This window comes from Pantoea sp. MBD-2R, assembly GCF_039134845.1.
Lineage (GTDB): Bacteria > Pseudomonadota > Gammaproteobacteria > Enterobacterales > Enterobacteriaceae > Erwinia.
The window spans coordinates 2666062-2690085 of the sequence record NZ_CP152417.1; the positions used below are offsets into that span (position 1 = coordinate 2666062).

Consider the following 24024-nt stretch of genomic DNA (forward strand, 5'->3'; position numbering starts at 1 on the left):
AGGCAATCGAATGGAGTCCAGAGCGTTTCTTAAAAGTTGGGGGGCCGATTATGCGGCCGCCGATACCGTTCGCTTTCGTGTCTGGGCAACCGGCCAGCAAAAAGTGACACTGCAACTTTCCGGCAAAGCGCACGAGATGCGTCGCAATGAAGAGGGCTGGTTTGAACTCGAGGTACCCGGCGTGGTCCCCGGTTCGGAATATAATTTTGTTCTCGCCGATGGCCTGGTGTTACCCGATCCGGCTTCACGGGCGCAAAAGGCCGACGTCAACGGCCCTTCTCTGGTCATCGATCCTACGGCTTATCGCTGGCAAACCAGCGCCTGGCAGGGTCGCCCCTGGGAACAAACCGTTGTCTATGAAATGCACATCGGCACTTTTACGCCAGAAGGCACTTTTCAGGCTGCCATAGAGAAGCTGCCCGCGCTGGCCGAACTTGGCATCACGATGCTTGAGATCCTGCCGGTCTCCCAGTTCGGCGGTAATCGTGGCTGGGGTTACGATGGCGTGCTGCTTTACGCCCCGCACTCCGCCTATGGCTCGCCGGACGATTTCAAAGCTTTTGTTGATGCCGCGCATTCCCATGGCCTCTCTGTCGTACTGGATATCGTCCTCAACCATTTTGGCCCGGAAGGCAATTATCTGCCGCGGCTGTCGCCCGATTTTTTCCACAAGGAACGGATGACGCCGTGGGGGGCGGGTATCGCTTATGATGTGGATGCCGCCCGCCGCTATATTGTCGAAGCCCCGCTCTACTGGCTAAAGGAATATCATCTTGACGGTCTGCGTTTTGATGCCATCGATCAGATCGAAGATATTTCTGATAAGCACGCGCTGATTGAGATTGCAGAACGCATTCGTGCAGAGATTACCGACCGCCCCATTCATCTGACTACCGAAGACAGCCGTAACGTTATTTTTCTGCATCCGCGCGAAGCAGACGGTGCCGTGCCGCTGTTTACCGGCGAATGGAATGACGATTTCCACAATGCCGTGCACGTCTTTGCTACCGGCGAAACCCAGGCCTATTATCGCGATTTTGCCAACGCGCCGGAAAAGCTTATCGCTCGCATTCTGACGGAAGGCTTTGCCTATCAGGGCGAGGTTTCGCCCCAGTCAGGCAAAAAACGCGGCGTAAAAAGCACCGACCAGCCGCCAGTGGCTTTTGTGGATTTCATTCAGAATCACGATCAGGTCGGCAATCGCGCGCAGGGTGAAAGGCTGATTACGCTGGCCGGTGCCGAACGCACGAAAGTTCTGCTTGCCCTGCTGCTCTGTTCACCGCATATCCCGCTGCTGTTTATGGGCGAGGAGTATGGCGAGACTCATCCTTTCCTGTTTTTCACTGATTTTCATGGCGATCTTGCCAAAGCGGTGCGTAAAGGACGGGCGGAAGAGTTTGAAGGTCATGATGGCGAAGACGTGCCCGATCCCAACGCAAAAAGTACCTTTGACGCCTCGAAACTGAACTGGCAGGCGCTGGAAACGGAGGACGGCAAAGCGTGGCTGGCCTTTACCCGTAAGCTGTTAACGCTGCGTCAGCAGCATATCGTGCCGCTGCTGGCAACCGCTGGCGGTAACTCGGGCAGCGTACTGAAAACGGCGGAAGGTTTTGTTGCCGTTAGCTGGACGTTCCCGCAGGGTACGCTGTCGCTGGCGCTGAATATTGGCGCAACGCCGCAGCCGCTGCCTGACCTGCCTGGCGAAACGATTTTTGCCTGGCCGGAAGTGAAAAACGGGCTGCCACAAAATGCCATTATTGTCCGTCTTGATGCGGGAGAGAAAAAGTGAAAGTACCAACATCGACTTACCGTATCCAGTTCCGTAACGGCATGACCTTTGATCGTGCCGTCGGCCTGATCCCTTATTTACAGCGGCTCGGCATCAGCCATTTTTACGCCTCGCCGATTTTTACCGCGTTGTCCGGCTCCACTCATGGCTATGACGTCACCGATGCTAACGAGATCGATCCGGCGATCGGTGGCCGTGAAGGATTTGATCGCCTGGCTAACGCACTGAAAGAGGCTGGCATTGGTCTGATTCTGGATATTGTGCCGAATCATATGGCCTCGTCGCTGGAAAATGCCTGGTGGTATGACGTCATCGAACACGGCGAGAACAGCCGTTACGCACACCATTTCGACATTGACTGGTCGCGTCGTCTGACCTTGCCGTTCCTCGGCGATACCTTTGAGCAGGCGCTGGAAAACGGCGAAATCGCGATAAAACCCGATCCCAAAACCGGCAGACCGGCTTTAGCCTGTTACGACGCTTTCTATCCGCTGGCACCTGAAAGCTGGCAGGACGACCCGGACGGCGTGCTGCAAATAACGGATAAAGCGAAAATCGCTGAACTGCATGACCGTCAACCCTGGCGGCTGATGTCCTGGCGGGATGCGCCGCACGATCTCTCCTTCCGCCGATTTTTTGAAATCACCGGACTGGTCGGCGTGCGCGTTGAAGATCCGACCGTTTTTGATGATACCCATCGCTTGATCCTTGAGCTGGTTCACGCCGGCGCGGTTAACGGTCTGCGGATCGATCATGTCGACGGCCTGGCCGATCCCAAAGCGTATCTTGAGCGGCTTCGCCAGCAGGCAGGTGAAGCCTGTTATATCACGGTGGAAAAAATCCTCGGTGAAGGCGAACAACTTCCCGCTGACTGGCCCATATCCGGTACGACCGGCTACGAGTTTATCGCCTCGCTGTCTAACGCGCTGGTTGACGGGCAACAGCTTGCCGCGCTGCGCGACGCCTACAGTGATGAGCTTGGCAAGCCGGTGAATATTTCTGCCGAACTGCGGGCGGCTAAGCTGCTGATGGTCGGCAAGAATTTTGAAGGCGAATTTACCCTCCTGCTGCGGCTGGCGGCGGCGATCGCAGAAACCGAAGGCGTGACGTTAGAAGAAGAGACGCTGGGTAAAGCCCTGCGTGAACTGCTGGTGGCTTTCCCGGTCTATCGCACTTACGGCACCGCAGCCGGTTTGCCACCCGCGGACAGTGCGCTGCTGCAAAAGATTGCTGACAAGGTCAGAGCGGGCGTAAATGCGCCTGATGCCGACGCGCTGGATTTCCTGCTGCGCCTTCTCGCCGGTGAAATTTCTGCCGCTGTTGCAGACAAGGCGACGACGTTCCGCACCAAATTCCAGCAGCTTACCGGCCCGCTGATGGCGAAATCGGTGGAGGATACGCTATTTTTCCGGCAGAACATGGCGCTGGCGCTGAACGAAGTGGGTGCCGAGCCGGTACCGCGGACTTTCTCAACCGCACTCTTCCATGCAGAAATGCAAACGCGCCTTGAACGGCAGCCGGATGCCCTCTCCGCCACCTCCACGCATGATACCAAGCGCGGCGAAGATGCCAGAGCGAGGCTTTATACGCTGACCGAAGCGCCGGATCTTTGGGCGGAGTATGTTAGCCGCTGGCGGGAGATGAACCATTCGGCGGTCAAAGCGCTTGAGGATGGTGTGGCGCCCAAACCCAGCGTGGAGTGGATGCTCTATCAGGCGCTGGCGGGCCTCTGGCCACCGCGTCTTCAGCCGCAGGATAAAGCTGCGCTGAAAGCGCTGGAAGAACGGTTTTTACCCTTTGTGGAAAAAGCGCTGCGGGAAGCCAAATCACGCACCAACTGGGGCGACAGCAACGATCCTTATGAAGAAGCGGTGCTCGGTTACGCCAGCCACCTGCTCTCGCCGGACAATCAGGCCTTTTTGCAGGATTTTCACCAGTCGCTCCAGCCGTTTATCCGCGCCGGTCTTGTCAACACGCTTACCCAAACCCTCGTTAAGCTGACTGCGCCGGGCGTACCCGACATTTACCAGGGTAGCGAAGGATTGAATTACAGCCTGGTCGATCCGGATAACCGCCGTGAACCAAATTATTCCGCGCTTGAGCAGCAGCTTGCCGCACAGGCAAAACCTGATTTCAGTCATGAAGAAGCGTGGTTTAGCGGTCAACTGAAGCAGCAGGTTATTGCGCAGATTTTACACGCGCGTCAGCAGCAGCCCACGCTGTTTCGTCACGGCGACTATCTTCCGCTCGACGCAAGCGGTGAGCAGGCTGAACGGGTGCTGGCTTTCGCCCGCACGCTAAACGACACGGTGCTGATCGTGGTCACGCCTCGCTTAGTCTTTAGTACGGAGGAAGTGCCCCTCTCCAACCCGAAACGCTGGGCAGAGACGGCAATCGCGCTGAGTGGCGCGCTGGCTAACCGGGAGTATCGCGACCTTCTTAGCGGAGAAAGGCGGAGGGTCGGCGACACGTTAGATTTGGCTTCTGGCACGGGCCACGCACTCGTTTTGCTGAGCGAGTCGCCCTAGCGGTAATTGACCATCACTTCGTTACTTAACACACGGAGCGCCTGATTCAGGCGCCCTTTGCCCTGTATGCCGTAAATAAAATGCAGGCTCTCTCCCGCCTGGATATTAGTCAGTCCACGGGTCGAACCGCTGGCGCCTTCCAGCGGCACGCAGCGGCTTTCCGCACAGAGATGCACCACCAGCCCGGACGGTGCCGGGCCGGTCAGCGCATAGCGCCAGGCGATCTCAGTCATCACGCCTTTAACCGGCTCAGGCGGGTTAAGCGCCGGAGAAAAGGCCTGCATGCCACGATTCACCAGGCCCGGGCCCGTTGCCGACGCGTGCCATGCGCCGCCTGCCATGGCAAAGCCAGGCAGACAGAGCAACAGCAGCAGCATTTTTTTCATTAATGCCCACCAATGGTAGAGGTCATGCGGATCTGACGGTTATCGGTCAGCTCCAGGTTGGAAATCACCATCAGCTGCGGCAGATTGCGACGCAGGAAGCGGGCCAGCAGCGCACGCAGAGGATGGTTAACCAGCAGCACCGGTGGCGCACCCAGCGCTTCCTGCTGAGCAAGGGCATTCTGTGCCTGAGCCAGCAGACGATCGGCCAGGCCCGGCTCCAGTCCGCCACCGCCCTGTAATGCCTGAAGCAGCAGACGTTCAAGCGTGGTATCCAGCCCGATAACCTGCACTTCACCATTGCCCGGATACCATTGCTGAGTAATCGCCCGGCCCAGCGCCACACGCACAACTGACGTCAGCTCATGCGGATCGGTCTGCACGGTGGCATGTTCGGCCAGCGTTTCAATAATGGTGCGCATATCGCGGATAGAGACTTTTTCTGCCAGCAGATTTTGCAGCACTTTGTGCAGCGTAGTCAGCGTGATCACGCCCGGAATCAAGTCTTCTGTCAGCTTCGGCATCTCCTGCGTCACGCGGTCCAGCAACTGCTGCGCTTCCTGACGGCCAAACAGCTCGCTGGCGTACTGACCAATCAGGTGATTCATATGGGTCGCCACCACGGTACTGGCTTCCACGACCGTAAAGCCCTGAATCTGCGCCTGCTCTTTCAGCGCGCTGTCAATCCAGATAGCGGACAGACCAAAGGCGGGATCCACCGTGACTTCACCCGGCAGAGTTCCTGCGGCGGTGCCTGGGTTAATCGCCATCCAGCGGCCCGGATAAGCATCACCACTGCCAATCTCCACCCCTTTCATCAGGATCCGGTAGCGCGCTGGCGGCAGATCCATATTGTCCCGGATATGCACCACCGGCGGCAGGAAGCCCATCTCCTGGGCGAATTTTTTACGGATGCTGCGGATACGGCCCAGCAGTTCGCCATCCTGAGTATTATCCACCATCGGGATCAGACGGTAGCCCACTTCCATGCCCAGCGAGTCTTCCAGCTGAACGTCGGTCCAGGAAGCTTCAACGTTAGCCGGGGTTTCGGTGGGTTTAACCATGCTGCTCTGCGGCGCGGCTTTTGGCTTGCTCTCTTTACCGCGCAGATACCAGGCGAGGCCCAGCAACGCAGCGGTAAACATCAGGAACACCAGGTTAGGCATGCCGGGAACCAGACCAAGCAGGCCCAGAACGCCCGCACTTAGCATCATCACGCGAGGGTTTTTGAACAGCTGAGTGACCATCTGTTCGCCAACGTCCTGATCGGTGGCCACGCGGGTTACGATAACACCTGCCGCGGTCGAGATAACCAGCGCCGGGATCTGCGCAACGAGACCGTCACCGATGGTCAACAGCGTATAGGTTTCCGCCGCGTGCCCGACGTCCATGCTGTGCTGCACAACACCCACCAGCAGGCCGCCAATGACGTTGATGACCATGATCATGATACCGGCGACGGCATCCCCACGAACGAACTTACTTGCACCGTCCATTGACCCGTAGAAATCCGCTTCCTGGGTCACTTCGGCACGGCGTTTCTTCGCTTCGTCCTCACCAATCAGACCGGCATTGAGGTCAGCGTCGATCGCCATCTGTTTGCCGGGCATGCCATCCAGCACAAAGCGCGCGCCCACTTCAGCAATACGGCCAGCACCCTTGGTGATAACCATAAAGTTGATGATAACGAGGATGATAAACACCACGATACCGATGGCGAAGTTGCCGCCAACAAGGAAGTGGCCGAAAGCTTCAACCACCTGGCCGGCAGCGGCGGCCCCCGTATGCCCTTCCATCAGGATAATACGGGTAGAGGCCACGTTCAGCGCCAGGCGCAGTAAGGTGGAGAACAGCAGAATGGTGGGGAAAGCGGCGAATTCAAGGGTTTTCTGGGTGAACATCGCCACCAGCAGCACCATGATCGACAGCGCAATATTAAAGGTGAATAACAGATCGAGGATGAAAGGCGGCAGCGGTAGCACCATCATCGACAGGATCATCAGGATCAATACCGGCCCGGCCATTACCTGCCATTGGGTATCTTTCATATTCGGTAACCGTAATAAAGCGGCCAGGTTCGCCATCAGTCTTTCTCATCAGGAACAAAGTCCAGCGCTTCCGGCACCGGTAAATTGTTTGGTTTTTTCGGAGCCAGGCCACCCTCAAGCTTCCAGCGACGGAGCTGCCAGACCCAGGCCAACACTTCTGCTACAGCCGCATATAACGTACCAGGAATATGCTGACCAATTTCACTATGTCGATAAAGCGCACGCGCCAGCGGCGGTGCTTCCAGAATCGGAACGCGGTGCTCTTTACCTAATTCACGGATACGCAGGGCCACTTCACCTGCCCCTTTCGCCACCACTTTTGGCGCGCTCATTTTGCGTTCGTCGTACTTAAGCGCCACGGAGAAGTGTGTCGGGTTAGTTACAATCACGTCAGCTTTTGGCACATCGGCCATCATGCGGCGGCGAGCGGCGGCGCGCATTTGCTGACGGATACGCCCTTTAACGTGCGGGTCGCCTTCCTGCTGTTTGTGCTCGTCACGGATATCCTGACGAGTCATGCGTAATCCTTTGAAGTAGCTGTAGAGCTGCCAGAACACGTCAAAACCCACCATCGGCGACAGGCCCAGAATCACCAGCATGCAGCACATGGCAATCATGTTCAGCGAGCTGGCCAGCGCGGTATAAGGCGATTCGCTGACTAACCGCAGCATTTCTGGCCAGTTGTGCTTGATAAAAATCCAGGTCACACAGCCAACCAGAATGGCTTTCAGGATCGATTTCACCAGCTCGGTGGCGGTCTGTGCGGAAACCAGCTTCGCCAGCCCTTTAATCGGGTTCATCTTGCCGAAATCGACCTTGATCGCTTTCCCGCTAATCAGCACGCCGCCTAACAGCATCGGGGCTGCGATAGCAACCACCACCAGCCCGGCCATAATCGGCAGTAGCGAGTAAACAGCCTGAAGAAACAATGAACTGATCAGCCGCAGCATCTGGCTGGTATCGCTGACCACTGAGTGATCGAAGTTAAGACCCTGAGCCAGCAAACGGCCGATTTTACGGGCCATTGATTCGCCACCCATCCACAAAATACCGAAGCCCGCCACCAGCATCAACACGGATGTCAGTTCGCGCGAGCGCGGAACCTGACCTTCTTCTCGTGCTTTTTCTATTCGGTGGGCGGTTGCGGATTCGGTCTTTTCCTCTTCGCTATCTCCAGACACGGCAAACTCACCTTCAGGATGAAATTTCAGGTGTCAGAATGCCAAATTCGCGCAGGGATGAAGCCACGAGTAAACGCGTAAAAAGGGGGTTATTTGAGGGATAGTAAAAAAGGGCCGGTAAAAACCGGCCCCGGAGGGCATGTCGAACTTAAAACCCGAGGCTGTCCAGCAGGTCGTCGACCTGGTCCTGATTGGCGACCACGCCAGGCGCTTCGCCATTAATCTGCGGACCGTTCTTCAGGCTGTCGGCATCTTTCTTCGGCCGTACAGGCTGTTCCGGCATGTTTTCCAGCAGCACCATCAACAGCTGACGCTCAATTTCCTGGATCACATCCATCATGCGTTTGATGACCTGACCAGTCAGATCCTGGAAGTCCTGCGCCATCATGATTTCCATCAGTTGGGCGTTGGTAAAACCCGTATGCTCAGGGACGGATTCCAGATATCCACGGGTATCCGAAACCAGTGAGCGGGCATCTGCCAGTTCGATAGGATTCTCAAACCACTCATCCCAGCGGCCTTTCAGTGCTTTAGCTCCATTCTCCATTTCGGCCTGACGTGGCTGCGCAGCTTCTACACAGTTCAGGGCGCGCTCGGCCGCCTGCGCGGTCATTTGCACAACGTAATCCAGGCGATCGCGGGCGTCGGGAATGGCTTCCGCCGCTTCAGCAATGGCCTGATCCAGTCCCAGCTCACGCAGGCTGTCGCGCAGCATCCGCGTCAGCGAACCAATTCGGGAGATTATTTCGTTTGCTGAAGCTGCATCTGTACTTGGTTTCGAAAGTTCGCTCATCTCGGCTCCTTACATACCCAGCTTTTCGAAGATCTTGCCTAATTTTTCTTCAAGGGTCGCTGCGGTAAAAGGTTTAACGACATAGCCACTGGCACCCGCCTGAGCAGCCGCAATAATGTTCTCTTTCTTCGCTTCTGCCGTCACCATCAGCACCGGGAGTTTACCCAGCGTGCTGTCGGCGCGAATAGTTTGCAGCAGTTGCAGACCGTCCATGTTCGGCATGTTCCAGTCGGAAACCACGAAGTCAAAACCACCGGTACGCAGTTTGGCCAGTGCATCAACACCGTCCTCTGCTTCTTCAACGTTATTGAAGCCGAGTTCTTTCAGCAGGTTACGGACGATACGACGCATCGTGTTGAAGTCGTCGACCACCAGAAACCGCATATTTTTATCAGCCATAAATACTCCTGTTTGTGTAGCCCCGCGGGACGGGCGCTGCGTTAGATACGTAATGCCTGTCCGGCGCTAATTTTTGCCAGCATGTGCTGGCTGATTTGGTGGAGATCCACCACCTCACTGGCTCCCCCGAGCGCAATTGCTTCACGGGGCATACCAAATACTACGCAGCTCGCTTCGTTCTGGGCGATGGTCCAGGCACCGGCTTTGTTCATTGCCAGCAAACCTGCCGCACCGTCGTTGCCCATACCGGTCAGAATCACGCCTACGGCGTTACGACCGGCATACTGCGCGACTGACTTAAAGAGCACGTCCACCGAGGGTTTATGACGATTCACCGGTGGGCCGTCGTGTAATTTCACCTGATAGTTTGCGCCGCTGCGCGTCAGCTCCATATGCATCGCCCCTGGCGCGATATAGGCATGACCCGGCAGAACACGCTCGCCATCTTCCGCTTCCTTCACCGTAATCTGACACAGCTTGTTCAGGCGCTCGGCGAAAGAGCGGGTAAAACCTGGCGGCATATGCTGCGTGATTAACAGCGCCGGACTGGTTGCCGGCAGCGGTTGCAGCACGTGCCTGATCGCTTCGGTGCCGCCGGTAGACGCACCGATGGCAATCAGCTTTTCACTACTGAGCAGCGGGCCTGCCTTAAGCATCACCGGTGAAGGCGATGGCCTGCGCGTATGCAGCTTCGCTCGTGAAGCCGCACGTACTTTGTCGCCAATCATCTGGCTGTAGGCCAGCATGCCTTCCCGGATACCCAACGACGGCTTGGTCACAAAGTCCACCGCGCCCAGCTCCAGTGCCCGAAGCGTGATCTCCGACCCTTTGCCGGTAAGTGATGACACCATCACCACCGGCATCGGACGCAGACGCATCAGTTTTTCCAGAAAATCCAGCCCGTCCATTCGCGGCATTTCGACATCCAGCGTCAGTACGTCGGGATTGAATTCTTTAATCAAATCTCTGGCGACCAGCGGATCGGGGGCCGTTGCCACCATCTCCATGTCCGAATGACTGTTGATGATTTCGGTCATCAGCTGACGCATCAGCGACGAATCATCAACACATAACACTCTGATTTTGCCCATTATCTTTCCTTAGTCAGCCCGTAGACCGTCTGGCCGCGCAGGTAAAACTCTTTACTGATCTGGCTGAAGTTCTCGGAGTGACCGGCAAACAAAATGCCGCCCGGTTTCAGCATCGGTACAAAACGCCGTAGAATTTTTTCCTGCGTTTCTTTATCAAAGTAGATCATCACGTTGCGGCAGAAGATCGCATCAAAGGGTCCCGGCAGCGCCCACTCGTTACCCAGCAGGTTCAGCTGAGCAAAGGTGATGGCATTCGCCAGTTCAGGCCTTGCCCGCACCATGCCTGAATGGGGGCCGGTGCCGCGAAAGAAGAAGCGCTGAAGCTGCTGAGACGACAGCGTGCGCAACTCTTCCTGGCGATAGACGCCCGACAACGCTTTTTCCAGCACCTGAGTGTCGATATCGGTAGCGTGGATCTGAAATTTACCCGGGCCGTTACCCAGCGTTTCTGCCAGCGTCATGGCGATGGAGTAAGGCTCCTCACCGGTAGAGGCAGCGGCGCACCAGACGTTGAAGCTGCCACCACGACGTTTGGCATGATCGGCCAGAATCGGGAAGTGATGCCCTTCACGGAAAAACGCCGTCAGGTTAGTGGTCAGGGAGTTAATAAACGCCTGCCACTCTCCGCTATTTGCGTCCGCTTCCAGCAGCGCAAGGTAACGACCAAAGTCATCGATTCCTAATGTCCGCAGACGGCGTACCAGGCGGTTGTAAACCATTTCACGCTTGTGATCGCCGAGCACGATGCCCGCGCGCTGATAAATCAGCTGGCTGATGCGCTTAAAATGTGTGTCGGATAACGGCAGGCGCTGTACCATCTGCGACAGCATCGTGGCGTTCTCCGGCGGTGCTAACAACGTTGACTTTTTCATCCAGATCCACCCTGCAAAGTACTGATAAAGGGGTTAAAACAATATTATTTTCCCTGTGAGCCTGCGCAGTGACCTGGTCAGAGCCCCCGACACATGCAGTGCTGAGGGCTTTTACTTCAGTGTGTCAGCGTCTGGGGCTGCTGCCGCTTCCTCTACCAGCGCGGCGATCTGTTAGTAAACTCTTTGCTGAGGGTTCCGGCGACTGCCTGAACTCATTCAAATTGCTTAACTACTTTATCGGCAGAAATTCACGCTTCCTGAGACTTATTTTGCGTTGTCGTGAACATCGTTAAAACGTTTCCCAGTTATCGTTTGACGGTGCTGCCGCAACGACTTTGCGTGGTGCGGCCGCCGGTGCTTTACTGACGATCGCCTGCGCGACGCTGTCTTTACGGATACGGAACACGGCTACGGCCTGATTCAGACGGCTCGCCTGCTCTTCCAGCGCTGCGGCAGCGGCGGCAGATTCCTCTACCAGCGAGGCGTTCTGCTGCGTGACGCGGTCCATTTCAGTGACGGCGATGCCGACCTGATCGATACCCCGGCTTTGCTCGCCCGATGCTGAAGCGATTTCGCCCATAATGTCAGTCACACGCGTGACCGCACTGACGATATCCGCCATCGTTTCACCCGCGCTCTCGACCAGCTGCGAACCGGTGTCGACACGCGCTACGGAATCTTCGATCAGCCCTTTAATTTCTTTCGCTGCCTGAGCACTACGCTGTGCCAGATTACGCACTTCGCCTGCCACTACCGCAAAGCCACGACCCTGCTCACCGGCACGGGCTGCTTCTACTGCGGCGTTCAGTGCCAGAATGTTGGTCTGGAAAGCAATACCGTCGATTACGCTGGTAATATCCGCGATTTTCTTCGAGCTCCCGGCGATGTCGCTCATGGTTTTCACCACGCCATCCACCACTTTCCCGCCCTTCTGCGCGGTTTCCGACGCGCTCAGCGCCAGCTGGGAAGCCTGACGGGCGTTTTCGGCATTCTGCTTCACGGTCGCCGTCAGCTGTTCCATACTGGCCGCGGTTTCTTCCAGAGAGGCAGCCTGCTCCTCGGTACGGGAAGAGAGATCGTTGTTGCCGGCAGAGATTTCGCTGGCGCCGGTATAGATAGCATCAGAACCGTCGCGCACGTCGCTTACCGTACGCACCAGCGACTGCTGCATTTCACGCAGGCTGTCTGCCAGTTGGGTCATTTCGCTACGGCCTTCTACCTCAATCGTCTGCGTCAGGTCGCCGCTGGCGATATGGCGAATATGATCGATGTTGGTTTTCAGCGGCTGAAGCAGCAGGGTACGAATGCCGCTCCAGGCCAGGGCGATGACCACAGCAGAAACCAGTAACACGCCCAGCAACAGCCAGATGCTCTGATGATACGCTGCATCATTCGCCTTAATGCCCTGCTCTGTCAGGCCGTTGATGACCGCCAGCCAGTGGTTATAAGCCTGCTGGAACTGCTCCTGATAGCTCTGAGTCGGCTGAGCCACAAAGTCGTTGAAGCGTCCGGTCTGCATCATGACAATCAGATCGGCCAGCGCGTCATGAAACTGCTTGTAGCTGGCCAGCAGCGCCTGAACATCCTCTGCCTTCTTGCCCTCTTCGCTAAGATTGGCATTAAAGAGTTCCAGCGACTTATCTGCCGTCGCCAGGTCAGTCTGTGCCTGAGCCATCAGATCGTTTAATGAAGAACCCGCACCGGAATGGTTGGTGTCCATCACATAACGCAATCCTGCACGGTTCAGCGTGTTACGCGCCTGCACCATGGATACCCAGGAATTGCCCATTGACTGTTGCAACAAGCTCATCTGCTGGCTGAATTCAAAATTCTGCTTATCGCTCTGAACGGTTTTAAAAAACAAACCGCCCGTTCCTAACTGCAATACAGCAAATAACACCAGCACACTAACCAGGCCGGTTACTACTTTCATACTCTTGAACATAACTACCTCAGTAAGGGGCTATTTGATTTAGTTATCGGCTGGTTTTTGGGGAACTTTATGTGGAATTTTTTAAATGTTTCGTCACGGTAAAAAGTCGTTCAAACCCTGGCCGGAATAATTAAAAGGCAATAAGAATGCGTTTTTTAAACGGGAAAAGCGGGTAGAAACCGAAAAGAGACGGATTAACAGGAAAAGCCGTTTTAAATAAAAAACGGCAGGCTGCTGGCGATCACAGTTAAAGCATTCGGTAAATTTTTACTGAATAACGACGCTACGGTAAAAACAGGAGGCCCAGGGAACGGTAATAAAGCGTCACGGGCCTGGGATGGCCCATGACGCGCTGGCAAGGACGCCGCTTTTTGCGTCTTTACAGACGGTTCATGTCCCTCTCGCCAGCACTCTTTTTCTCAACAGCAAGAATTAAAACGTTTCCCAGTTGCCTTCATCGGCCACTGGCGCTGCGGCTTTACGCGCAGCAGGTTTAACGGTGCGTGCAACCGGCGCAGCAGCGCGAGCGCCCTGGTCCTTACGAACACGGAACACGGCAACAGCCTGAGTCAGACGGCTGGCCTGATCTTCCAGCGCGGCCGCTGCGGTAGCGGATTCTTCCACCAGCGAGGCGTTCTGCTGTGTTACACGGTCCATCTCGGTGACAGCGGTGCCCACCTGATCGATACCCCGGCTCTGCTCATCAGAAGCAGAAGCGATTTCGCCCATGATGTCGGTGACGCGGGTTACGGCGTTAACGATATCGTTCATCGTTTCACCCGCCGTGCCCACCAGTACGGAACCACTGTCCACACGCGCCACGGAATCTTCGATCAGCCCTTTAATTTCTTTCGCTGCCTGAGCGCTACGCTGTGCCAGATTACGCACTTCGCCTGCCACTACCGCAAAGCCACGACCCTGCTCACCGGCACGGGCAGCTTCTACTGCGGCGTTCAGTGCCAGAATGTTGGTCTGGAAAGCAATGCCGTCGATCACGCTGGTAATATCCGCGATTTTCTTCGAACTTCCGGCGATGTCACTCATGGTTTTCACCACGCCATCCACCACTTTCCCGCCCTTCTGCGCGGTTTCCGACGCGCTCAGCGCCAGCTGGGAAGCCTGACGGGCGTTTTCGGCGTTCTGCTTCACGGTTGCCGTCAGCTGTTCCATACTGGCCGCGGTTTCTTCCAGAGAAGCAGCCTGCTGTTCAGTACGGGCAGAAAGATCGTTGTTACCCGCAGCGATTTCGCTGGCGCCGGTATAAATAGCGTCAGAGCCGTCGCGCACGTCGCTTACGGTACGCACCAGCGACTGCTGCATCTCAAGCAGGCTGGCAGCCAGCTGGGTCATCTCGTTACGGCCTTCAACAGCAATCGTGTGCGTCAGGTCGCCGTTAGCGATATGGCTGATATGTTCGATATTGTCCTGCAACGGTTTGATCAGCACAGAACGCAGACCGAACCAGCACAGCGCAATCAGCCCGACAACCAGCACCATCACGCTGCCAATTACCCACAGCATTTTGGTATAGGCGCTTTCGTTATCCGCCACGCCCTGTACGGTCAGCACGTTTTGGGCAGTACGCCATGACGTATAAACGTCCTGCATAGTATTTTGCTTCTCTTCGATGTTGAGCTTAAACATCTCCGGCAGCTGTTTGTTTTCCATTAATACGATCATCTGTCCCAGCGTTTTGGAATAGATCTCGTAATTTTTTTCCAGATTGTCGACCAGAACCGGGTCGACGCCTTTGGTGTCTGGAATGCCCTGGTAGCGCGCGTAAGATTTATCCGCGCTGGCCAGCAGGCTTTTGGCCTGATCGCTGATGGCGGTCAACGAGCTGCTGTTAATGCTGTTTGCCGTATCACTCTGCAAGCGCAGCATTCCGCGGTTAATAGCAATGCGAGACTGGTTCAGGGAAACCCATGCATCAGTAAACGCAGAGACGTTTTCGCTGGAATTCTGAGCGATTGAAAAGTTAGTTTTATCGCTGGTCAGCGCGTGGATAAATAATCCTCCCGCCAGCAGCTGAAGCGAGCCAAAAACCAGCAGGACCAACAGCAGGCTGGTGACGACCTTAATGCGTTTAAACATAGGATACCCTTGGTGTAGTAAAAGTGATTCAACACTCGATCTATCGGCGCAGATCGATGGAACTTTATGCAGTCAGAAGAGAGATTTACTAAAGTGATACTTTAGTAGCTAAATTAATTTTGCTGCTTTTTTACAGATAGCGAGCATAAAAAAAGACCGATCCGCAGATCGGTCTTTCTACGCAATAAAGCTCAGATTATGCGCTGCGCAGCGTGTCCATCAGGGCCATTTCGTCGCTGTTCAGCAGCTTCTCAATATCAACCAGAATCAGCATACGCTCACCCAGTGCCCCCAGGCCCGTCAGGTATTCTGTTGACATCGTGACCGCGAACTCCGGCGAAGGTCGGATTTGATCGGTGGTCAGCGACAGCACGTCAGACACACCATCCACCACAATACCTACCACGCGGTGCTCAAGATTCAGCACGATAACCACCGTGTTGTCGTTATAGTCCACATCAGGCTGCGCGAACTTAATACGCAGGTCGATGATAGGTACAATAACGCCGCGCAGGTTGGTGACGCCTTTAATGAATGCCGGCGTGTTCGCGATACGCGTCACCTGATCGTAACCGCGGATCTCCTGCACTTTTAAAATATCAATGCCGTATTCTTCATGTCCCAGTGTAAACACCAGGAACTCCTGACCGACAGTTTCGCCAGCGAGTTTTGTTGCCATTCCAGTCATAGTTTTACCCTTAATCGGTTAAAGTCAGGCTGCGGCTCCCGCCACACGCTTTTCACGGTTGAGAGACGGCAGAGCCGAGACATCGACGATCAGCGCGACGCTGCCATCCCCGAGGATGGTCGCCGCCGATATGCCCGGGACTTTGCGATAGTTACTTTCAAGATTTTTTACCACTACCTGGTGCTGACCAATCAGCTGATCCACCAGCAGTGCATAACGTTTTCCAGCGCTTTGCAGGATCACCACGATGCCCTGCGTCGCCTCGGTTTTCGCACCCTGAACGTCAAACACGTTCCACAGCTCAACCATCGGCAGATATTCACCGCGAACTTCCAGCACGCGCTCACCACCGGCCAGCGGATGCAGATCGGCTGACAGCGGTTGCAGTGATTCCATTACGGCATTCAGCGGCAGAATAAAGACTTCGTTAGCGACCCGCACTGACATGCCGTCAAGAATTGCCAGCGTCAGCGGCAGCAGAATACGGATCGTGGTGCCTTTGCCCTGCTTAGAGGCAATCTCAACGTGTCCACCCATTTCCTGGATGTTACGTTTCACCACGTCCATGCCCACGCCACGCCCGGAAACGTCCGTCACCTGCTCCGCCGTAGAGAAGCCCGGTGCGAAGATCAGCATGCCGACTTCTTCATCGCTCATCGATTCGCTCACCGGCAGGCCCGAAGAGAGCGCTTTTGCCAGGATACGTTCGCGGTTCAGACCGGCACCATCATCAATCACTTCGATACAGATGTTGCCGCCCTGGTGTTCAGCGGAAAGGGTCAGATTACCGACGCCGTTTTTACCCGCAGCAACACGTTTTTCCGGTGACTCAATACCGTGGTCCAGACTGTTACGCACCAGGTGCGTTAACGGATCGATAATGCGTTCAATCAGGCTCTTATCCAGTTCGGTCGAGCTGCCTTGCAGGGTCAGCTCCACTTCTTTGCCCAGCTTGCTGGCCAGATCGCGCACCAGACGTGGGAAGCGGCTGAAGACATATTCCATTGGCATCATACGAATGGACATCACCGATTCCTGCAAATCGCGGGCGTTACGTTCCAGCTGTCCCATGCTGTTTAACAAATCGCCATGGGCGACCGGGTCCAGTTCGTTAGAACGCTGGGCCAGCATCGACTGGGTAATGACCAGCTCACCTACCAGGTTGATCAGCTGATCGACCTTTTCTACCGCAACACGGATACTGGTTGATTCACTGGCTTTCGCCGCCGGCTTTTTCGCTGCTTCGCGTTTTGCTGGCGCTTCGCTAACCGCAGCAGGCTGTGGCTCTGGTGCGGCAACAACCGCTTCAGCTACCACGGCAACCGGTGCTGCCGGTGCTGCCGGTGCAGAAGCCTGATCCAGGAACTTGATTTGCGACTCTTCAATCACAAAGCACAACACCGCAACGATATCGTCCTGGCTCACCGACGAGTCCAGCGTCAGTTCGACAGACGTCTCGCCTTTAACCACGTCAGAAACCGTACCCAGATTGCCCAGCTCTTCCACCATCAGCGGAATTTCAGAAGGCTTCAGGTCGACCAGCGCAAGGCGTAAGCCTCCCGCGGCGGCGACCGGCGCGGCTTCTACAGCCGGTGCAGAGGCTGTCGCGACGGGGGCTGCAACTTCACCTTTGGCTTCCAGAGCCAGCTGGCGCAGCGCCTGGCAGATGTATTCAAACGTCGCGGCATCGGGTTCCGTGGCGGTTTTATAGGCATCCAGCTGTTCCTGCATAATATCTTTGGTTTCCAAAAACAGGTTGATGATATCGGTGCTCAGCTGCATTTCGCCGCGGCGCGCACCGTCGAGAATGTTTTCCAGAATGTGCGTGGTTTCCTGCAGGACAGTAAAACCAAAAGTCCCCGCTCCGCCTTTAATTGAGTGGGCCGCACGGAAGATAGCATTAAGCTGTTCCGAATCCGGTTCCTGCGGGTCTAACCCCAACAGGTGTTGTTCCATGTCGGCCAATAATTCATCGGCTTCATCGAAGAACGTTTGATAAAAATCGCTGATATCCATGCTCACGGTATCACCTCTGCTGTGAGTCGCGATCGGTCTGAGCCGCTGGAGCCGGTGACGCCGGGGCTGCTGCCTTCGGTGTCGCCTGACTGCCAGGCTGCTCAGCCTGTGAGGGTTGAGGGTCTGGTGTTTTTGTGCCAGCGGTCGGTACGGCCGGTGCCACGATTTGCTGCAAATTATTCATATCGCTGTCGCTGACTTGTACCGCGTCGCTTTCTGAGTTCTCTTTTTCAATCTGCGCTTCGGTGTCATGGTTCAACACCAGCAGGCTGATTCGACGGTTAACGGCATCATCGCCACCGCGGTTTTTCAATTTCATGGTGTCTGCCATCCCGACTACGCGCAGCATCTTGTCACTCGCCAGGCCGCCCATGATCAGCTCGCGACGCGAGGCGTTAGCACGATCGGCGGAGAGCTCCCAGTTGCTGTAGCCGCGCAGGCCATTGGCATACTGAATATCATCGGTATGGCCAGAAAGGCTGATCCTGTTCGGAATATCGTTCAGGATCGGCGCAATTGCCCGCAAAATGTCGCGCATGTAAGGTTCGACTTCTGCGCTACCGGTTTTAAACATCGGCCGGTTCTGGCTGTCGATAATCTGAATACGCAACCCTTCCTGCACCATGTTAATAATCAGGTGCGGACGCAGCGCTTTCAGTCGCGGATCGGCTTCAATCAGCTGATCGAGCTTTTCACGCAGACGGTTCAGGCGGATTTCATCCAGCTTGCGTTTCTGCGCGTCCATATCAACCACCTTCTGAACTTCCCCTTTTTTCTGCGTCGGATCTTCTCCGCCACCAGGAATAACGCTAACGCTTTCACTGCTGCGAGAGCCGCCGGTCAGGGCAACTCTCAACGGCGTCTTAAAGTAATCGGCAATCCCCGACAAATCCTGAGGCTTGGCGATCGCAATCAGCCACATCACCATAAAAAAAGCCATCATTGCGGTCATAAAGTCGGCATAGGCAATCTTCCAGGAGCCATGAGCGCCCCCGTGACCGTTATGCTTTTTCTTCTTAACAACAATAATGGGGTGATTTTCGTGCTTCATGCGTCCTGACCTTTCGCTGGTGATTTCGCGTTACGAACATGCTCTTCCAGCTCGCTGAACGACGGTCGCTCGGTGGAGTACAGCGTTTTACGGCCAAACTCGACGGCGATCTGTGGTGCATACCCGTTCAGGCTGGAAAGCAACGTCACTTTAATGCACTGCATCATCTTGGTGCTTTCGGCACATTTCTGACGCAGCACGCTGGACAGCGGAGAGATAAAGCCGTAAGCCAGCAAAATCCCCAGGAAAGTTCCCACCATGGCATGCGCGATCAGTTCGCCCAGTTCCGCCGGTGGACGATCTGCCGAAGCCAGGGTGTGAACCACGCCCATTACCGCTGCCACAATACCGAAAGCGGGCAGAGAGTCCCCTACTGCACCCAGCGCCGCTGCCGGCACTTCGCATTCGTGTTCGTAGGTTTCGATCTCTTCATCCATCAACGCTTCAATTTCAAATGCGTTCATGTTGCCGCTGACCATCAGGCGTAAATAATCGGTAATGAAGTCCACTAATCTTTTATCGGCAACAATGCGCGGGTAATTAGCAAAAATTTCACTTTCCTGCGGACTTTCAATATCGCTTTCCAGAGAAAGCATGCCCTGCTGACGTGATTTGGCCATCAGGCGATAAAGCAGCGCCATCAGATCCATATAAACTGCTTTATTGTATTTTGAACCGCGCATTAATAACGGCAGTGCTTTCATCGTGGCTTTAATGGCTTTGCCATTATTCCCCACCAGAAACGCACCAATGCCCGCCCCACCGATAATGATCAGTTCAGAAGGTTGATAGAGAGCGCCAAGGTGGCCGCCTACCATTGCGTAGCCACCCAACACCGACCCGAGAACCAGGATATACCCCAAAATAACTAACACAATAAATCCTTACGTCTGGCGACGTGTGGGTTGAAGATGAACCAGCGATCGGGTTATTTCACCGGTCGTGGGCAAAAAAAAAGCAGCGGTTAAAAACCGCTGCTGGATTCATTCCACGTGGTGAACATTTAAACGGCAAGTTTTACCTGTTCATCCAGCAGTTGTGAAATGTTATCGGCACTATCTTCAATAAGTTTACGTCTTTTTACCGCTCGTGAAGGCGGCTGGCAAAGGCTACAGGTAAAGCTACCAACCGGCTGGTGAGCGTGGTTAATAAAGCTTCCGCCACAGCATTTGCAGTCGGATAATTCGAGCATGCCGCTCTCAACAAACCGGACTAAGGTCCAGGCACGGGTCAGTGCCAACAGCGGGCCTTCGTCCTGTTGCGGGCACTGCTCCAGGTAAAGACGATAAGCTTTAATTACCGCTTCCACGCCCTTACTCTGCCCGCTTTTGAGTAAAAACTGCCAGGCATTGCAGAACATTGAAGAGTGAATGTTCTGTTCCCACGTCATAAACCAGTCGGTGGAAAAAGGCAGCATGCCTTTTGGCGGCGGGCTGCCGCGCAGTTCTTTATACAGCTTAATTAAGCGACCGCGACTCAGCTGCGTTTCGCTTTCTAACATTTGCAGACGAGCGCCCAGCGTAATTAATTCAATCGCCAGCTGAATATCGCGAGCTTCCTGAACAATACTTTTTTCTGTCATTAACTCGCCCTCTTTTTCGGTTGCTCGTCGTTTTTCGCAGACACGTTACGTAATAAGCGGCTGGATAACAGAATACCGGCATGGATTTGCTGTAAATCATCCACACGCGATTCCTGAGTTAAGCGGCTAATTGTCGCACTGTCGGTGAAACGAAACTGGCACACCAGCTGATTTGTCTCGGCCAGCTTGACCATATCAGGCAGCGTCAGCGCAGAGAGGGCGTCAGCCATTGATTCATCAATACCCAGACGAAACATGGCAGAAGCTTTTTCCTGGTTAATAAGGCGTTGAGCAAGTAATAAATAAGACAAGTTGATATCGTAAATATGTTTTAGTAATTCTGATGTACCCATTTTTTTTCCGTCCTGACTGACACGACTTAAACGTTGGCGGATTGCGCCGCTACCTTTGTTGCTGCTGGTAAATCTTATTGTGGCAAAAAATTAAGTGGCAGAAGCCAAACGTTTGCGAAGCTCCAGGCGGTCCTAAAGGCGGCCTGCAGAAAGTAGTCATTAACTCATTTTGCCGGTTACTGCTCCGTCGTTTTCGTGCGCTTCCCTGACGCTTTCCCTTGGTTTTTACTGCTCTGTTTTAGGACTATTCCGAAAACAAGGCAACTTTATATGCTCTGTTTTCTGGATACAACGTGGGCCAGGTGAAATTTTAGATAAAGTGTGATCTACGTCACACTTTTAGGGGTAATTTAACTAAAATATTCTTCAGAAACATTGTTGATTAGTTCACTAACTAATCATTTTCCGCTTTTTTTGTTAAATTTTAACCTCACGCGATCATTTACCTCATAAAACATTCCCTTTTACGGCGATTGAATCGCTATGGAGTGTGTTTTAGCTATTAACCAGACAAATATGTTTATAAAAGAGAAATTTGCGGCATAAAATATCGATTTATCTATGTTGCACGTGTGTAAATCGTAATCACTAAGAGTGACTATCATCCTTAAGAAGGATTATCAGAATGTGACGCAATGCAGGTTTTTATCAGGAAGTGTTTAGCTAGTGTAAGCCGCACCAGGTCTGTGTTCAGGGGGTGCCAACACATGTAACGAGGAGTAACATTAGAGGTGTGAATGTATAAGGGGATTTTTACCTTTCATCGGTAAGTATCGGCACCGGTTCAGTTTTCTTTAGAAAAAAGCCAAAATTTTCGGTTTTTTTCTATTTATTGGTCCTTTTATTGGCACCATCTGTCTCCTTTTTACTCAATGAAGACAAAAAAAAGGGCGATCGTCGATCGCCCTTGATTTTATTGGCATGAGTTATGCCAGACGGGGGAATGCCGCCACTTTACTGTTCTGTGCCCGATCTTCACTTCGGGCCGATAATGCCTGTAAATCCTTGAGATAGGTCTTGCGCCAGTTGGTGATGTCATTCTTACGCAGCACGGCCATCATGTCGTTGTAACGCGAGATTCGCTCATTTAATGGCATCGTCAGCGCCTGATTTAACGCTGCGGCCACTTCATCACGATCGTAAGGGTTCACAATCAGCGCGGAAGTCAGCTCGTTAGCCGCACCCGCAAAGCGGGACAATACCAGCACGCCAGGATCTTTAGGGTCCTGAGCGGCGACATATTCTTTAGCAACCAGGTTCATCCCATCGCGCAGCGGTGTGACCAGCCCAATGTCGGTCAGGCGGAAAATTTTCATCAGCAGGCGACGGTCAAAGTGTTGGTTGAGGTAGTAGAGCGGCGTCCAGCCCAGCGTGCCATATTTGCCGTTGATGCGCCCCGCTTCTGTTTCCAGCTGGTGGCGAATATCCTGATAAGCCTGCACGTCGCCACGGGAGGTCGGTGCAATCTGCGAATAACGGATTTTGCCGTGATGCTCCGGATAGTTCTCCAGCAGCGCTTCGTATGCCAGGAAACGTTCCGGCAGGCCTTTGGAGTAATCGAGACGCTCACAGGAGATGATGTTTTGGGCATCGCCGAGATCTTTCTTCATCGCCGCCATTTTTGGCGGCAGCGGCCCTTCGGCCATCTCTTTAATGCTGTCCGGCTCAATGCCGATGGGATAAACCTCGGTGGCAAAATGATTGCCAAACGCCAGATGTTTTTTCCCATCGCTCTGTACCTGGGTCAGCAGCGACAGGCATTCCAGGAAAGCCATACGATCGCTTTCCGTCTGGAAGCCCAGCAGATCGTAATCGCACATCATTTCCAGCAGTTCATTGTGCGGCGGCAGCGCATTGAAAATTTCAGGCGTTGGGAAAGGAATATGCAGGAAGAAACCGATGCGGTTATTGACGCCCAGCTTGCGCAGCGCGGCGGCAAAAGGCAGCAGATGATAATCGTGGATCCACAGAACATCATCAGGCTTCAGCAGCGGCAGCAGGCGTTTGGCCAGCATGGTATTAACGTTACAGTAGCCATCCCAGGCTTCGCGCTGGAAATTGACCAGATCGAGACGGTAATGGAAGGCTGGCCAGATCACCGCATTGGAGAATTGCAGATAGTACAGATCGTAATCATTTTGGTTCAGACCAAAAGAGGCATAGGTTACGCTGTCTTTTTCAAACAGCTCCATTTCCTCATCATCTTCACCAATTTCGTTAATTTCACCGTTCCAGCCAAACCACATTCCGCCGGTAGTTTTTAGCGCATCCATGATGCCCACGGTCAGACCGCCAGCGCTGGTCTTTGACCCATCGGGTACAGCGATGCGATTAGATACGACTACTAAGCGACTCATAACCTTGACTCCTTAATGACGTTTTTTCGTCTTGATCTAGTTGTAATAATGATTGTTCAAGCCAGTGATACACGCCTTCCACATCCGGCAAACGACAAATTGCCTCGGTTGCGCCCTCACCGACTTTAATTGAGATACCGTCCATAGCATTGACCGTCTTAAACCCTGCTTCGTCGGTCAAATCGTCACCGATAAAGACCGGGGTGCGCCCGGCAAAAGGAGCCTGTTGCATAAAGTCCTGGATTGCGGCTCCTTTGTTAACCCCTTTTGGTTTCAACTCCACCACGCATTTTCCCGGCTGTAGTTGAAGCATGGGAAAACGGGCAGTCATCTCCTGCGCCAGATCCATGATCGCCTGCTGATAGTGTTCAGCACGGCGATAGTGCAGCGCGAAAGCCATCCCTTTGGTTTCCAGCTGCGTATCCGGCATTTTTGCTACGGCTTCTTTTAACAGAGCAGAGAGCGAATCGGCCACGTCCGTGGGCAAAGAGAGGCGTTCAATTTGGTTGTTGGCGTCACGACGTTCTGCGCCGTGGACGCCAGCAAGAGGAAAGTGTAAGGGAGCGGCCAGCGCATCCAGTTCGCTCATCGGGCGACCGGAAACCAGGGCAACTGCGCCTTCGCTCAGCTGAGCCAGGCGTTGCAGATTGGCGATAACCTGTTTGGGGATGAAAACTTCATCGGGACGTGACTGGATCGCCGCCAGCGTTCCATCAACGTCAAAGAAAAATGCGTAGCGTCCGCCATGCTGTAACGGGGGGGCAGAATCATTCCGGGTGTTCACAACTATTCCTCCTGATTATGTGTGTCACGACGATACGGGCAACAGGCTGTTTAGCCCACTGAGCTAACGTGGTTCAGATCGC

19 protein-coding genes are annotated in these 24024 nt (G+C 54.3%); 2 read left to right on the forward strand and 17 right to left on the reverse strand.

From position 1 onward, the window contains the following. The first annotated feature begins 10 nt into the window (after nt 1–10). A complete protein-coding gene (treZ, locus tag AAGQ96_RS12245; protein ID WP_342753680.1) occupies nt 11–1789 on the forward strand; it encodes a malto-oligosyltrehalose trehalohydrolase in 1779 nt (592 codons plus the stop codon). A 41-nt stretch (nt 1790–1830) separates the two neighbouring features. Next, the gene (treY, locus tag AAGQ96_RS12250; RefSeq protein ID WP_342755558.1) at nt 1831–4317 is read left to right on the forward strand and encodes a malto-oligosyltrehalose synthase; all 2487 of its coding nucleotides are present in this window, start codon (nt 1831–1833) and stop codon (nt 4315–4317) included. On the opposite strand, the gene AAGQ96_RS12255 is transcribed toward treY, so the two are convergent. From AAGQ96_RS12255 to otsB, 17 genes are all read right to left on the reverse strand, one after another. Continuing rightward, nucleotides 4314–4703 (reverse strand): flagellar protein FlhE, encoded by a 390-nt coding sequence (locus AAGQ96_RS12255; protein ID WP_342753682.1) that lies wholly within the window; start codon nt 4701–4703, stop codon nt 4314–4316. The two genes, treY and AAGQ96_RS12255, sit on opposite strands and share 4 nt — an antisense overlap. Beyond that, on the reverse strand, nt 4703–6784 hold the full coding sequence (gene flhA / locus AAGQ96_RS12260) for a flagellar biosynthesis protein FlhA (RefSeq protein WP_342753683.1): 2082 nt from the start codon (nt 6782–6784) through the stop codon (nt 4703–4705). The genes AAGQ96_RS12255 and flhA overlap by 1 nt, the downstream gene beginning before the upstream one ends. Then, nucleotides 6784–7929, reverse strand: coding sequence for a flagellar biosynthesis protein FlhB (flhB, locus tag AAGQ96_RS12265; protein WP_147198457.1), 1146 nt, complete (start codon nt 7927–7929; stop codon nt 6784–6786). The genes flhA and flhB overlap by 1 nt, the downstream gene beginning before the upstream one ends. Nucleotides 7930–8077: 148 nt before the next feature. After that, the gene (gene cheZ, locus AAGQ96_RS12270; RefSeq protein ID WP_147198458.1) at nt 8078–8722 is read right to left on the reverse strand and encodes a protein phosphatase CheZ; all 645 of its coding nucleotides are present in this window, start codon (nt 8720–8722) and stop codon (nt 8078–8080) included. 9 nt (nt 8723–8731) lie between these two features. After that, nucleotides 8732–9121 carry a chemotaxis response regulator CheY gene (gene cheY, locus AAGQ96_RS12275; protein WP_147198459.1) on the reverse strand — a complete coding sequence of 130 codons (390 nt, stop codon included), beginning with the start codon at nt 9119–9121 and terminating at the stop codon, nt 8732–8734. Nucleotides 9122–9162: 41 nt separating this feature from the next. Continuing rightward, nucleotides 9163–10212 (reverse strand): chemotaxis response regulator protein-glutamate methylesterase, encoded by a 1050-nt coding sequence (locus AAGQ96_RS12280; RefSeq protein ID WP_147198460.1) that lies wholly within the window; start codon nt 10210–10212, stop codon nt 9163–9165. Continuing rightward, nucleotides 10212–11084 (reverse strand): protein-glutamate O-methyltransferase CheR, encoded by an 873-nt coding sequence (cheR, locus tag AAGQ96_RS12285; RefSeq protein ID WP_147198461.1) that lies wholly within the window; start codon nt 11082–11084, stop codon nt 10212–10214. Before cheR ends, AAGQ96_RS12280 begins: the two co-directional genes overlap by 1 nt. A gap of 289 nt (nt 11085–11373) precedes the next feature. After that, complete coding sequence (locus AAGQ96_RS12290; protein WP_342753684.1) at nt 11374–13029, reverse strand: methyl-accepting chemotaxis protein; 1656 nt, start codon at nt 13027–13029, stop codon at nt 11374–11376. A 420-nt stretch (nt 13030–13449) separates the two neighbouring features. After that, nucleotides 13450–15111, reverse strand: a complete 1662-nt coding sequence (locus AAGQ96_RS12295) for a methyl-accepting chemotaxis protein (protein WP_147198463.1) — start codon at nt 15109–15111, stop codon at nt 13450–13452. Between the two features lie 196 nt (nt 15112–15307). Further along, nucleotides 15308–15799, reverse strand: coding sequence for a chemotaxis protein CheW (cheW, locus tag AAGQ96_RS12300; protein ID WP_147198464.1), 492 nt, complete (start codon nt 15797–15799; stop codon nt 15308–15310). 24 nt (nt 15800–15823) lie between these two features. Then, nucleotides 15824–17815 (reverse strand): chemotaxis protein CheA, encoded by a 1992-nt coding sequence (cheA, locus tag AAGQ96_RS12305; protein WP_342755559.1) that lies wholly within the window; start codon nt 17813–17815, stop codon nt 15824–15826. Between the two features lie 10 nt (nt 17816–17825). After that, on the reverse strand, nt 17826–18866 hold the full coding sequence (gene motB / locus AAGQ96_RS12310; protein WP_147198466.1) for a flagellar motor protein MotB: 1041 nt from the start codon (nt 18864–18866) through the stop codon (nt 17826–17828). After that, nucleotides 18863–19741, reverse strand: a complete 879-nt coding sequence (motA, locus tag AAGQ96_RS12315; RefSeq protein WP_147198467.1) for a flagellar motor stator protein MotA — start codon at nt 19739–19741, stop codon at nt 18863–18865. The genes motB and motA overlap by 4 nt, the downstream gene beginning before the upstream one ends. 128 nt (nt 19742–19869) lie before the next feature. Further along, complete coding sequence (gene flhC / locus AAGQ96_RS12320) at nt 19870–20448, reverse strand: flagellar transcriptional regulator FlhC (protein WP_147198468.1); 579 nt, start codon at nt 20446–20448, stop codon at nt 19870–19872. After that, a complete protein-coding gene (gene flhD, locus AAGQ96_RS12325; RefSeq protein WP_147198469.1) occupies nt 20448–20801 on the reverse strand; it encodes a flagellar transcriptional regulator FlhD in 354 nt (117 codons plus the stop codon). Before flhD ends, flhC begins: the two co-directional genes overlap by 1 nt. 926 nt (nt 20802–21727) lie before the next feature. After that, nucleotides 21728–23158: an alpha,alpha-trehalose-phosphate synthase gene (gene otsA, locus AAGQ96_RS12330; protein ID WP_342753685.1), complete on the reverse strand. Its 1431-nt coding sequence runs from the start codon at nt 23156–23158 to the stop codon at nt 21728–21730. Next, a complete protein-coding gene (gene otsB / locus AAGQ96_RS12335) occupies nt 23133–23942 on the reverse strand; it encodes a trehalose-phosphatase (RefSeq protein WP_147198471.1) in 810 nt (269 codons plus the stop codon). Before otsB ends, otsA begins: the two co-directional genes overlap by 26 nt. Between the last annotated feature and the right edge of the window lie 82 nt (nt 23943–24024).